Source organism: Aurantimonas sp. C2-5-R2, assembly GCF_036549495.1.
Taxonomy (GTDB): Bacteria; Pseudomonadota; Alphaproteobacteria; order Rhizobiales; family Rhizobiaceae; genus Aurantimonas; species Aurantimonas coralicida_A.
Genome location: NZ_JAZHLJ010000018.1, coordinates 54426 through 66700, shown reverse-complemented (window position 1 = coordinate 66700; position 12275 = coordinate 54426). Strand labels below are relative to the sequence as shown.

General features: G+C 60.1%; 13 protein-coding genes. 10 read left to right on the top strand and 3 right to left on the bottom strand.

The window, feature by feature from the left end:
* The first annotated feature begins 621 nt into the window (after nt 1-621).
* Nucleotides 622-1419: a hypothetical protein gene (locus VQ044_RS10740; RefSeq protein WP_327647154.1), complete on the top strand. Its 798-nt coding sequence runs from the start codon at nt 622-624 to the stop codon at nt 1417-1419.
* A 161-nt stretch (nt 1420-1580) separates the two neighbouring features.
* Here the strand turns inward: VQ044_RS10740 and VQ044_RS10735 are convergent, their stop codons facing one another.
* Nucleotides 1581-2531, bottom strand: a complete 951-nt coding sequence (locus tag VQ044_RS10735; protein ID WP_327647152.1) for an IS1595 family transposase — start codon at nt 2529-2531, stop codon at nt 1581-1583.
* A 23-nt stretch (nt 2532-2554) separates the two neighbouring features.
* Between VQ044_RS10735 and VQ044_RS10730 the strand changes: the two genes are divergently transcribed.
* The gene (locus VQ044_RS10730) at nt 2555-3760 is read left to right on the top strand and encodes a putative bifunctional diguanylate cyclase/phosphodiesterase (protein ID WP_327647156.1); all 1206 of its coding nucleotides are present in this window, start codon (nt 2555-2557) and stop codon (nt 3758-3760) included.
* Nucleotides 3761-3803: 43 nt separating this feature from the next.
* Here the strand turns inward: VQ044_RS10730 and VQ044_RS10725 are convergent, their stop codons facing one another.
* Complete coding sequence (locus VQ044_RS10725; RefSeq protein ID WP_327647151.1) at nt 3804-4112, bottom strand: EthD family reductase; 309 nt, start codon at nt 4110-4112, stop codon at nt 3804-3806.
* A 77-nt stretch (nt 4113-4189) separates the two neighbouring features.
* Nucleotides 4190-4858, bottom strand: a complete 669-nt coding sequence (locus VQ044_RS10720) for a TetR family transcriptional regulator C-terminal domain-containing protein (RefSeq protein WP_442872899.1) — start codon at nt 4856-4858, stop codon at nt 4190-4192.
* Between the two features lie 168 nt (nt 4859-5026).
* Between VQ044_RS10720 and VQ044_RS10715 the strand changes: the two genes are divergently transcribed.
* The 8 genes from VQ044_RS10715 to VQ044_RS10680 are packed head-to-tail and all read left to right on the top strand — an operon-like array spanning nt 5027 to nt 12259.
* Entirely contained in the window at nt 5027-6355 is a 1329-nt protein-coding gene (locus VQ044_RS10715; RefSeq protein ID WP_327647149.1) for an aspartate aminotransferase family protein, read from the top strand.
* A gap of 41 nt (nt 6356-6396) precedes the next feature.
* Nucleotides 6397-7644, top strand: coding sequence for a Zn-dependent hydrolase (locus VQ044_RS10710; protein ID WP_327647148.1), 1248 nt, complete (start codon nt 6397-6399; stop codon nt 7642-7644).
* Nucleotides 7645-7679: 35 nt separating this feature from the next.
* On the top strand, nt 7680-7898 hold the full coding sequence (locus VQ044_RS10705; protein WP_327647147.1) for an antitoxin MazE-like protein: 219 nt from the start codon (nt 7680-7682) through the stop codon (nt 7896-7898).
* Nucleotides 7895-8278 (top strand): type II toxin-antitoxin system PemK/MazF family toxin, encoded by a 384-nt coding sequence (locus VQ044_RS10700; RefSeq protein ID WP_327647145.1) that lies wholly within the window; start codon nt 7895-7897, stop codon nt 8276-8278. Before VQ044_RS10705 ends, VQ044_RS10700 begins: the two co-directional genes overlap by 4 nt.
* On the top strand, nt 8275-9723 hold the full coding sequence (hydA, locus tag VQ044_RS10695; protein ID WP_327647144.1) for a dihydropyrimidinase: 1449 nt from the start codon (nt 8275-8277) through the stop codon (nt 9721-9723). The genes VQ044_RS10700 and hydA overlap by 4 nt, the downstream gene beginning before the upstream one ends.
* 13 nt (nt 9724-9736) lie before the next feature.
* Nucleotides 9737-10555: an ABC transporter ATP-binding protein gene (locus VQ044_RS10690; RefSeq protein WP_327647143.1), complete on the top strand. Its 819-nt coding sequence runs from the start codon at nt 9737-9739 to the stop codon at nt 10553-10555.
* Complete coding sequence (locus VQ044_RS10685; RefSeq protein ID WP_327647142.1) at nt 10542-11318, top strand: cell wall hydrolase; 777 nt, start codon at nt 10542-10544, stop codon at nt 11316-11318. Before VQ044_RS10690 ends, VQ044_RS10685 begins: the two co-directional genes overlap by 14 nt.
* Nucleotides 11315-12259: an ABC transporter permease gene (locus tag VQ044_RS10680; RefSeq protein ID WP_327647140.1), complete on the top strand. Its 945-nt coding sequence runs from the start codon at nt 11315-11317 to the stop codon at nt 12257-12259. The genes VQ044_RS10685 and VQ044_RS10680 overlap by 4 nt, the downstream gene beginning before the upstream one ends.
* Nucleotides 12260-12275 lie beyond the last annotated feature (16 nt).

The window sequence follows — 12275 nt, the reverse complement described above, 5'->3', positions numbered from 1 at the left end:
CTCTTCGCACGGCCTCCGCCCCTGCGATGCCCTCATTGTGAAATGCTCATCGCGGAAACCGATAAACCAAAAGTGCCAAAGTAGTGCTAGTGGTCCTTTGATTTCGACATTTGCTTGCCAGGGTGCTCCAAGCGGGATGCAAATGTCGAAATCGGACCACTAGCGCCCTTCCTTCGGCGTCATCCGTATTCGAAAATTGCGGACGCAGCCAATGAAGCTCCCGATGGGTCCGTCATACGGCAAATTCTGAACCCGTGGGGAGACGAAACTCTTGCGCTTTCGTGCCCGGAAGAAGACGATGAGGCAATAGAAACTCTAAACGCACTGCATCTACCAGTAGATTTATCAGCAATATTTCACACGGATACCAATGAAATTGAGGTAATTTGGACCTCGTATAAGATACCGATACATTTTAAAGAGTTGTGTGAACGCAGCTTCAATTTCTATTTCAATGGAATTGAGCACCATTGCCGGTTCGGCCGGTCGTCACCTAGACTTCTCACGATAGCGCGCCTTGCTGTTCCTGTTTCGGCACCGACAGAGACTACGCATCGAAATCTTCTTTCATTCCGTCAGCGTGTGGATATCGATAATATCACCACAAAAAGAAAGGAGGTCATGAAAGAGGCGTTTTCTGTTGATGAGCCCCGATCGTTCTACATTTCAAACGTCAATAATATTAATCCCGACACTCTCGAAATGATTGCGAATCTAAATTTTCATATAAAATATTTCGATAAAAGAAGTCCACACGTATTGATTCACAAGGAATTCAATAAATCCCCAGTAAATATAGACAGGTACGTGGAAGATATTTTGCCTGTTGATGTAAGGGGAAAGAGACTCGACCGCAACCTTCTGGACTTTTGGGAGGCGTCAAACCACGGGAATTCCATTCTCCGTTTTATCTTGTATTATCGGATGCTGGAATATGCGGCTGGTGAATATGCCTCTGATGAACTGAAGGGGAAAATATGTGATATCATCTCTCACCCCGCCAAGTTCAACAACCCTGATCGAGCCGCGGCCGAGATCATTGGCCTATTTGCAAGCGCAAAGGCGACTGACGAAATCCCGCGCTTCGACTCCATGATAGAGCGACTCGTCAACGGAGAGGTTATTTGGAGAACTATTGAGAAAAACAAAATCCCGCTTTCCACTCCTGTTCATTTCGACGGGGGTTACAAACTGGAACCTCTGGTGAGGCAAACGGACAGCTTCGACAGCCATGACCCAAATCTGATGAAGAGTTTTTCAACCAAGTTGCGACAACTACGGAATGTGCTCTCTCATGGAAAGGACATCGGTACACGGGACGTCATCGTCCCGTCTGCGCGGAATTTGGAGCTTTTGTCGCCTTGGGTAAGCCTAATCGGCGCGGCAACCAATGAGGTCCTCATTCATTCACGATCATGAGAAATGGGGATTGCGCAAGCGAATAATCCCTATATACGTTTCAATATCCACGATATGGAGAGATTTTGATATGAGCGATGGTGGTTAAGACTGCTGTATTTGCCTAGGCGAAAAAGCGCTCTGCGATCGCAGAGCGCTTTTTCGTTGAGGCGTTCAGTCACCTACAAATCAGCCTGTTGATACGTCAGCCGCCGCCCCTTCACACCCTCCAGCGTCCGCAAGGCGCGCTCGCTATCGTCGCAACCCAACCGGACGCGATTGTTATAGCGGAAGTCAAACTCCGCCAGATAGCGGTGCAGGTGGCGCTTGCCGCAATGCTGATAGGTGCCCTTCATGCCGCGCTTGAAGATCGAGAAATAGCCTTCGATCGTGTTCGTGTGGATCGTCGCATCCTCAAGACTCACATATTCGCCGATGCCGTGACGGGTGAAGCCGTGATCCTCGAAATGAACGCCGATGTTCCGATACTGACCGGCCTCGTCGGTCATGATGCGCGCTTCCTTGGCGATGTTCTCGCGAAGGATCGGCGTCAGAGTTTCGGCCTTGAGGTTGTCGACCACCATGCTGCGGGCCTGACCGCTGGCACGATCGACCAGCGACAGCACCTTGTGCTTGTGGTGGTAGCCGCGACCCTTCTTGACGCCCTTGGGCTTTACCGAACGATCGTTTCCGATGAACGTCTCGTCCACTTCAACGATCGCGCCAGCGCCGCCCATTGGGGTGAATTCGCCCGAGCGCATCGCCTCACGGATGCGGTGCGACAGAAACCATGCCGATTTGAGCGTGATTTCCAGAACGCGGTGAAGCTGATTGGAACTGATGCCCTTCTTGCTGGAGGTCATCAGGTGGATCGCCTGAAGCCATTTGCTCAAAGGGATATGCGAGGACTCGAAGATCGTGCCGACGCGAACCGTGAACTGCTTGCGGCATTCGGCGCACTTGCGCAGGCCGTGGCGGACCTTGCCCGTTTTGCCCGTCACGTCCTTGAGTTCGTAGATCTTGCCGACATTGCCGCAGTGAGGGCAATTCGGGCCTTCCGGCCACAACACGCTTTCGACATGGGCGAAGGCGGCGGCTTCATCGTGGAAGTAGGGACGGGACAGAACGGACATGGGTCTAACTCCTTGATGCTGTTATCGCATCAAGTCCGTGGTGTGTCAAGTATAATATCGCCATTTTAAAGGAATGCGGCAACAGGCTCGTGCGAATCGCAGGGCCAAAGGCCACCGTCTCCCGGCTCGGCGGAAACGAGTTCGCGGTCGTATTGCCGGGGGTGCGGGGAACAGGCGACGCGGATGCGTTCGCTGGGGCTCTGGTCGCGAGTTTCGACTCGCCGTTCGACGTGGAAAGTCGCCGGATCGAGGCGAGAGGCAGTGTCGGCACTGTTCATATTGCGGCCGGTCAGCGAATGACGAGCCTCGGCGCGGACATCGTCCTACAGAATTGCGACCTTGCCCTTTACCAGGCAAAGCAGGAGGCGGGGAGCGCTTACCGCCGATTCAAACCCGCCATGCGCGAGAAGCTGCAGCGCCGTCGCGAGATGGAACTCGATCTCCAGAAGGCTCTGGACGAAGGCCAGTTCGAACTGTTTTACCAGCCGTTCATCGACACCGAACGGCGGCGCGTCAGCGGTTTCGAGGCCCTGCTGCGTTGGCAGCACCCCGTAAGCGGCATGATTTCACCCGCCGTCTTCATCCCGCTCGCGGAGGAGACCGGCCTGATCGAGCGGCTCGGCAAATGGGCGCTCGATGCCGCTTGCCATGAAGCCTCCAAATGGCCCGAGGATCTCACCATCTCGGTCAATCTGTCGGCGGTGCAGTTCAAGAGCCCCACGCTCGTCGAGGACGTTCGCGGCGCGTTGGCAGCATCGGGCCTTGCGCCCCGACGGCTGCAGATCGAGGTGACCGAATCGCTGTTTCTGGACGAAGGCGACCGAGTGTTATCGATCCTCAAGGAGTTCCGTCGGCTGGGCCTGACGATTTCTATGGATGACTTCGGGACCGGTTATTCCTCGCTGGGTTATCTGAGCCGCTTTCCCTTCGACAAGATCAAAATCGATCAATCCTTCGTCCGTGATATGGGCCGCGCCGAAAACATCGCCATCGTACGCTCGATCATCGGCCTGTCGCGAGCGCTCAACATGAGTGTCATCGCCGAGGGCATCGAAACGCCGGAGCAGATGCAGATCCTATACAGCGAAGGCTGCCGGGAAATGCAGGGCTACCTCTTCTCCAAGCCAAGACCGTCTTCGGACTTGGCCAAGATGCTGATGGAGGTCGCCAATCAATGGAGAAGTGATTTTCCTTCGCTCGCCGCCGACAAGTCCATGGCTGCGGCCTGAAGCCGCCACCGCACCGCGGCAGGATACGTCGGTCTTTGAAGCGTCAGAGGTCTTTGGTGTCGAACATGAGCAGTTCGACGCCGCCGTCGGCGAAATTGCCGAGATCGGCCGCCGTCGCCTGTCCCTCGGGGGAAGCGAGCCCCGCTTCGATATCGGCCATCGAATCGAAGGTCAGCGTCGCCACGAGATGGTAGCTGCTATCGCCGCCGGGGCCGGCGACCTTGCCGTCGCTGACATCGTAGTGCCTTAACCCCGGAATTGTCTTGGCGAGGGGGGCGTGGGTCGCCGCGTAGTGGGCGTCGAATGCCGCCGGGTCCTTCGGATGCTTGTAAAGCGCGATCAGCTTGGCCACGAGTCGGATCTCCCTGGGTGCCGATGCCCACCGGCGCGGGCGATCATGGGCGGAAGACGGCTATTAGGCAACCGGCCTCACGACCTCGGCTTCAGGCCGTTGAGCACCAGGGTCAGGACCGCCTGCGCGGCCTCTTCGCGGAAGCCGGGCCGGTCGACCAGGTCGCCCATCACGGCGCGAATCTGAACATCGAAGTCGGCGTAATGCTGCGTCGTCGCCCAGATCATGAAGATGAGATGGTGGGGGTCGACCGGCGCCAGTTGTCCCCGGCCCACCCATTCGCGAATGATGTCGGCCTTCTCGTCGACCAGTTCTTTCAGCGTGGTCTCCAGGAAGCCGCCCATCACCGGCGCGCCGGCCAGGATCTCGTTGGCGAAGAGGCGCGAAGCGGCTGGCCGCTCGGCCACCATCCGCAACTTCTCGGTAATGTACCGACGCAGTTCCTCGACCGGATCGCCACCGGCATCGATCGCGGCCAGCGGCACCAGCCAGTCGCGGAGCGTGCGCTCGAGTACGGCGTGGTAGATGTCCTGCTTGCGGCGAAAGTAATAAAGTAGGTTGGGCTTGGACATCGCGGCGCGGGAGGCGATCTGGTCGACCGTCGAGCCGCGGAATCCGTGGACCGAGAAGACCTCCAGGGCCGCTTCCAGGATGACCTCGCGGTTGATCGCCTGAATGCGGGTGGGCTGCCGATTGTCATCCTCGACGCCGGCGCGTGAATCCGGTGGAGGGACCGTCGCGTCCAAGACCTGTTGTCCTTCCTTCTTTCGATCGCCGTCCCGTGCCGCTTATCGGTTTCGCGGCGAAGTCGCTTGACCCGTTCCGGGTGACCTTCTAGCCTTCATTTTGACCATTTAGTCAAGATTTCTGGCGCCTTTCCATACTTGGATCGTCGCTTGGCGAGGGGCAAGCCGATGAACGAGCACGCGACGATCGTCCCCAACAATCTCGAAGCCTTCTGGATGCCCTTTACGGCGAACCGGCAGTTCAAGCAGGCGCCGCGTCTGTTCGTCGCCGCCAAGGACATGCACTATACGACGTCCGACGGACGCCAGGTGCTGGATGGCACCGCGGGACTGTGGTGCGTCAATGCCGGTCATTGCCGGCCGAAGATCACCGAGGCGATCCAGCGTCAGGCGGCCGAGCTCGATTATGCGCCGGCCTTCCAGATGGGCCATCCCAAGGCCTTCGAGCTGGCCTCGAAGCTGGCGGCCATCGCCCCCACCGGCCTCGACCATGTGTTCTTCACCAATTCAGGTTCCGAGTCCGTCGAAACGGCGCTGAAGATCGCGCTCGCCTACCACCGCGCCAAGGGCGATGGCGCGCGCTTCCGCCTGATCGGGCGCGAGCGCGGCTATCACGGCGTCAATTTCGGCGGCATCTCCGTCGGCGGCATCGTTGGCAACCGCAAGATGTTCGGCACGCTTTTGACCGGCGTCGACCATATGCGCCATACCCACGACCCCGAGCGCAACGGCTATTCCCGCGGTGAAGCCGAGAATGGTGCCGAACTCGCCGAGGATCTTGTCCGGATCGCGACGCTACACGATCCCTCGACTATCGCCGCCGTCATCGTCGAGCCGGTGGCGGGATCGACCGGCGTGCTGCCGCCGCCGAAGGGCTATCTCAAGCGCTTGCGCGAGATCTGCGACCAGCACGGCATCCTGTTGATCTTCGACGAGGTCATCACCGGCTATGGCCGCATGGGCGCAGCCTTCGCCGCCGATTATTTCGGCGTGACGCCGGACATCATGGTGACCGCCAAGGGGCTGACCAACGGCGTCATTCCGATGGGCGCTGTTTACGTCAAGGACGCGATTTACGACGCCTTCATGAGCGGCGCCGAGCATCTGATCGAGTTCGCCCACGGCTATACCTATTCGGGTAATCCGATCGCCGCCGCGGCGGGTCTGGCAACAATCGAGACCTACAAGGAAGACGGGCTTTTCGAGCGGGCGAAGGCGCTGGAGCCGGTCTGGGCCGACGCGATCCATTCGCTGAAGGGGGAGCGGCATGTCATCGACATCCGCACCATTGGCCTGATCGCGGCGATCGAGCTCGATCCGGTTGCCGGCGAGCCGACGAAGCGGGCGTTCTCGGCCTTCCTCAAGGCCTATGAGGCAGGGCTGTTGATCCGCACCACTGGCGATATCATCGCGCTGTCGCCGCCGCTGATGATCTCCGAGGATCAGATCGGCGAGATCGTCGAGACCTTGCGGGGCATTCTGAAGAGCCTCGACTGACGACCGCCGCCCATTGCTGACGACCAGACATGAGGGATTCCATGAGCCTTGCTTCCAACCTCCAGATCAACGGCGACCGGCTCTGGGATTCGATCATTGAGATGGCAAAGATCGGCCCCGGCATCGCTGGCGGCAACAACCGCCAGACGCTGACCGACGCCGACGGAGAGGGCCGCCACCTGTTCCAGTCCTGGTGCGAGGCGGCCGGCCTGACGACGGGCGTCGACACCATGGGCAACATGTTCGCGCGGCGCGAGGGCGCCGACCCGGACGCGCTGCCGGTTTATGTCGGCAGCCATCTCGACACCCAGCCGACCGGCGGCAAATATGATGGCGTTCTCGGCGTCCTCGGCGGGCTGGAACTGGTCCGCACGCTCAACGACCTCAACATCCAGACGAAGGACCCGATCGTCGTGACCAACTGGACCAACGAGGAGGGCACCCGCTTCGCCCCTGCGATGCTGGCGTCGGGCGTCTTCGCCGGCGTCCATGACGAGGCCTGGGCGAAGGACCGCGAGGATTCCGCCGGCAAGCGCTTCGGCGACGAGCTGAAACGGATCGGTTGGGAGGGCGAGGAGCCGGTCGGCTCGCGCCGAATGAAGGCATTTTTCGAGCTGCATATCGAGCAGGGGCCGATCCTCGAAGATGAGGGGATCGACATCGGCGTCGTCACCCATGGGCAGGGGCTCTACTGGCTGCAGGTGACGCTGACCGGCCGCGAGAGCCACACCGGTTCGACACCAATGCCCAAGCGCCGCAACGCCGGGCTCGGCATGGCGCGGATCACCGAGTTGGTCCACGAGGTTGCGATGGACTACCAGCCCAACGCCGTCGGCGCGATCGGCCATGTCGAGATCTATCCGAACTCGCGCAACATCATTCCCGGCCGCGCGGTCTTCACCATCGATATCCGCTCGCCGTCCAAGGAAACACTCGACACAATGCGCGAGCGCATCGAGGACGGCATCGACACGATCGCCGAGGCGCTCGACATCGGCGCCGCGGTCGACGAGGTCGGGCATTTCGACCCCGTCACCTTCGACGCGGATTGCGTCAAGGCCGTCCGCGACGCCGCCGAACGCCTCGGTTATTCGCACAGGAACATCGTGTCCGGCGCCGGCCACGATGCCTGCTGGATCAACCGCGTCGCGCCGACGGCAATGGTGATGTGCCCCTGCGTCGACGGCCTGTCTCACAACGAGGCGGAGGACATTTCCAAGGAATGGGCGACGGCGGGGGCGAACGTGCTGTTTCACGCCGTGGTGGAGACGGCCGGGATCGTGGAGTAGAATTCGGATTCGACGGGCATCTTCAGGAGGTCGCAATGGGAAGGCCGAAGGAACTGACCGAAGAGCAGCGCGCCGATCTTCGCGCGAGAGGCTTCGTGCCGGTGGAAGTGTGGGTTCCTGATTGGGATAGCCCTGAGTTCAAGGAACAACTGAAGCGCGATTGCGATGCCATCAATGCAGCCGATCGTCGCTCTGGAGAGATTAACTGCCTTTCCGAGGAGGTCGCCGACTTGTGGGACGATCTGCCTTCATGAAGCGCGGCGATGTCGTCCTCGTTTCCGGGAAGGGAGACTGCGGGAAGGCGCGGCCGGCTGTCGTCGTGCAGGCTGACTATCTTGCCGAACATCTCGGCAGCGTGACCGTCGTCCCGTTTACGAGCGACCTCTCCAGTGACATCTCCATTCGATTCCTCGTCGAGCCACATCCTTCGAACGGGCTTCGCGTGCGCTCGCAAGCGATGGTCGACAAGGTCCAGACCTATCCTCGAGAGAAGGTCTTTGGGCCGATCGGTGCTCTCGAACCAAGCCAGATGATGCAGGTCGAGCGCGCTTTGATCGTCTTCCTGCAACTTGCAAGCTCACTTCTTGCCGGCCCGTCTACGATTCCGTCGATCAGCCAAGGAACGAACCCATGACCATCGTCATCAAGAACGGAACCGTCGTCACCGCCGACCGCACGTGGAAGGCCGACGTCCTGATCGACGGCGAGATCATCGTCGATGTCGGGCCTGATCTCGACGGCGACGAGGTGATCGACGCCTCCGGCACCTATGTCATGCCAGGCGGCATCGATCCGCACACCCATATGGAGATGCCCTTCATGGGCACCTTCTCGGCTGACGATTTCGACTCGGGCACGGCGGCGGCGCTGGCCGGCGGCACCACGATGACGGTGGATTTCTGCCTGCCGGGACCGGGGCAGGGGCTGATCGACGCGCTGCAAGCCTGGTACCAGAAGGCCGGCAAGGCGCGCACCGACTATTCCTTCCACATGGCGATCACCTGGTGGGGTGAACAGGTCTTCGACGAGATGCCCAAGGTGGTCGAGCGCGGCATCAACACCTTCAAGCACTTCATGGCCTACAAGGGCGCGCTGATGGTGAACGACGACGAGATGTTCGCCTCGTTCTCGCGCTGCGCCGAGATCGGCGCGATGCCGCTGGTCCACGCCGAAAACGGAGACGTCGTCGCCTTCCTGCAGCAAAAACTCATGGCCGAGGGCAATAGCGGGCCGGAGGGCCACGCCTATTCGCGCCCGCCCGAGGTCGAGGGCGAGGCGGTCAACCGGGCGATCATGATCGCCGACCAGGCCGGCGTGCCGCTCTATGTCGTCCACACTTCCTGCGAGCAGGCCCATGAGGCGATCCGCCGGGCGCGGCAAAAGGGGATGCGGGTCTTCGGCGAGCCGCTGATCCAGCACCTCACCCTCGACGAGAGCGAATATTTCAACCCCGACTGGGATCACGCCGCGCGCCGGGTGATGTCGCCGCCGTTTCGCAACAAGCTGCACCAGGATTCGCTCTGGGCGGGGTTGGCGGCCGGCTCGCTCCAGGTCGTTGCCACCGACCATTGCGCCTTTTCGAGCGAGCAGAAGCGCATGGGCGTCGGCGACTTCACCAAGATCCCGAACGGCACCGGGGGCCTTGAGGACCGGCTGCCGGTGCTGTGGACCAAGGGCGTTCGGACCGGCCGCTTGACCATGAACGAGTTCGTCGCCGTCACCTCGACCAACATCGCCAAGATCCTCAACATCTACCCGAAGAAGGGCGCGATCCTGCCCGGCGCCGATGCCGACATCATCGTCTGGGATCCGGCCGCGACCAAGACCATCTCTGCCAAGACCCAGAAATCGGCAATCGAATACAACGTCTTCGAGGGCATCGAGGTAACCGGCCTGCCGGTGATGAGTTTTTCGCGCGGCCGGCTTGCCTACAAGGAGGGTGATGTGCGCGCCGACACCGGCGACGGCCGCTTCGTCGAGCGGCCCGCCAACGCGCCGGTCAACACCGCGCTGTCGACATGGAAGGAACTTACCGCCCCGCGCAAGGTGGAGCGGTCGGGCATCCCGGCGGGCGTTTGATTTGAACGCGAGAATGGATCAGTCGATCAAGGATGACAGCGCGGAACGGCAGGGCCTGGGCGCGGTCATCTCCGCCCGCAATCTCGACCTCGTCTTCGAGACGGCTGACACGCCCGTCCATGCCCTGTCGTCGATCGACCTCGATATTTTCAAGGGCGAGTTCGTCTCCTTCATCGGCCCGTCCGGCTGCGGCAAGACCACGCTGCTCAGGGTCATCGCCGATCTGGAACAGCCGACCGGGGGCACGATCTCGGTCAACGGCATGACGCCGGATCAGGCCCGGCAGGCGCGCGCCTATGGCTATGTGTTCCAGGCGGCGGCGCTCTATCCCTGGCGCACCATCGAAAAGAACATCGCCCTACCGCTGGAGATCATGGGCTTCGACAAGGCCGAGCGGAAGCGGCGGATCGAGAGCAATCTCGAGCTTGTCGGGCTGTCCGGCTTCGGCGGGAAATTTCCGTGGCAATTGTCGGGCGGCATGCAGCAGCGCGCCTCGATCGCGCGGGCCTTGTCCTTCGACCCGGATCTCTTGTTGATGGACGAGCCCTTCGGCGCGCTCGACGAGATCGTTCGCGACCATCTCAACGAGGAGCTGTTGAAACTCTGGGCGAAGACCAAAAAGACCGTCGTCTTCGTCACCCACTCGATCCCCGAGGCGGTGTTTCTGTCGACCCGTATCGTGGTGATGAGCCCGCGGCCCGGCCGCATCCACGAGGTGATCGACTGCGATCTCGGCCTCGACCGGCCGCTGGAAATCCGCGACACGCCGGAGTTTCTGGAAATCGCCCACCGCGTGCGCGAGGGCCTCAGGGCGGGGCATGGCTATGATTGAGAACCAAGGGCGCCTTGAGGCATCTTCAGTGTATAGAGAATTTACTATTGGTCTATTGTCAGCGTTCATTGGCGCAGTTGCAACCATTGCGATAGGTGCTTTCGGATTTTTCAACAAAGATAAAGAATTAGATATTCAACTCGTGAATATCGCACTAACTATATTGAGCGGAAAACATGATACTGAGCAATCTGAGGAAGCTCGAAAATTCGCTCTTCGGGCACTTTCGAAATATTCGAACGTAGATATTCCTCAGGAAGAGTTTTTGAAATGGTCTAAATCCGGAGTGCTTCCACAGGGCAGCTTTCAATACAGCGGAGAGCTTAGATCGGATATTCCTGAATTTGAAGAACTTGTTAGAGCTCTACCAGAAGACGATTTTATTGCGTTGACGTTGACTGGAGAGGCCGGTCTAGCAGGAACGGAAAACGAAATAATCGCTATTGCTTCAGTGATTTTCAATCGAAGGGAAGATAGTGCTTTTCCTAATAATATATATGATGTTATATTACAGGATGGAGTTTTTTCTGTGTGGGCCAGTAATTTAAAAAACCCACAAAAAATTAGCGATGCTCGCCGCTCTCCGGCCTACGGTCGGGCAAAATCAATTGCGATAAGAGCTCTTGACGATAATTTGACTGACCCGACAAGTGGTGCGCTCTATTACCATAGTGATTATGTTCGCCCAAAGTGGCGCCGGAGCTTGGAATATACGAATACGATCGGGCGCTGGCTGTTCTATAAGCGGAAGCCGCAGCCATGAGTCCCTCCCCGCTGGCCGAACCAGGCGCCGGCATCGGTTATCAAGGCCCCTTGCGGCGCATCGGAAAGCGCATGGCCGAGGGCCGTACCGTGCCGATTCTCACCGTTATCGCGGCGATTCTGGCGATCTGGTATCTCGCCGCGATCGGGATGAACTGGCAGACTGAGACCGACAAGCTGGTTCGTGCCGGCGAGGCCTACGGTATCGCCGACACGATTGCGGCGACGTGGAGCGCCGAGCGGCCGATCCTGCCGGCGCCGCACCAGATCGTCGCGGAAATCTGGAAGTCGACGGTGCTCGTCAAGCCGACTTCGCCGCGCTCGCTGCTGTTTCATGCCTGGGTGACGCTGTCCTCGACCCTCCTCGGCTTCGTCATCGGCACGGCGCTGGGCGTGGCTCTCGCCGTCGGCATCCTCCATTCGCGCACGCTCGACAAGAGCCTGATGCCGTGGATCATCACCTCGCAGACGATCCCGATCCTCGCCATCGCGCCGATGATCATTGTGGTGCTCAATGCTGTCGGCGTTCAGGGCCTTTTGCCGAAGGCGATCATCTCCACCTATCTGTCGTTCTTCCCGGTCGCGGTCGGCATGGTGAAGGGGCTGCGCTCGCCCGACGCGATGCTGCTCGACCTGATGCACACCTATTCGGCGAGCCGGCCGCAGATATTGGCGAAGCTCCGCTGGCCGGCGTCGATGCCGTTCCTGTTCACATCGATGAAGGTTGCCGTCGCCGCCGCTCTGGTCGGCGCCATCGTTGGCGAATTGCCGACGGGGGCGGTCGCCGGCCTCGGCGCGCGGCTCCTGGCCGGCTCCTATTACGGCCAGACCATCCAGATCTGGTCGGCGCTGGTCGCCGCCGCGGTGATGGCGGGCGTCCTGGTGTGGCTGGTGGGACTCGGCGAGCGCATTTCGCTCAAGCGTATGGGGGTGCAGTCGTGAGCGGGGCACGGCTCCT

Coding starts and splice junctions, on each gene's coding strand:
- VQ044_RS10740 (WP_327647154.1), top strand. CDS start 622: ATGAAAGAGGCGTTTTCTGTTGATGAGCCCCGATCGTTCTACATTTCA.
- VQ044_RS10735 (WP_327647152.1), bottom strand. CDS start 2,531: ATGTCCGTTCTGTCCCGTCCCTACTTCCACGATGAAGCCGCCGCCTTC.
- VQ044_RS10715 (WP_327647149.1), top strand. CDS start 5,027: ATGAACGAGCACGCGACGATCGTCCCCAACAATCTCGAAGCCTTCTGG.
- VQ044_RS10710 (WP_327647148.1), top strand. CDS start 6,397: ATGAGCCTTGCTTCCAACCTCCAGATCAACGGCGACCGGCTCTGGGAT.
- VQ044_RS10705 (WP_327647147.1), top strand. CDS start 7,680: ATGGGAAGGCCGAAGGAACTGACCGAAGAGCAGCGCGCCGATCTTCGC.
- VQ044_RS10700 (WP_327647145.1), top strand. CDS start 7,895: ATGAAGCGCGGCGATGTCGTCCTCGTTTCCGGGAAGGGAGACTGCGGG.
- hydA (WP_327647144.1), top strand. CDS start 8,275: ATGACCATCGTCATCAAGAACGGAACCGTCGTCACCGCCGACCGCACG.
- VQ044_RS10690 (WP_327647143.1), top strand. CDS start 9,737: ATGGATCAGTCGATCAAGGATGACAGCGCGGAACGGCAGGGCCTGGGC.
- VQ044_RS10685 (WP_327647142.1), top strand. CDS start 10,542: ATGGCTATGATTGAGAACCAAGGGCGCCTTGAGGCATCTTCAGTGTAT.
- VQ044_RS10680 (WP_327647140.1), top strand. CDS start 11,315: ATGAGTCCCTCCCCGCTGGCCGAACCAGGCGCCGGCATCGGTTATCAA.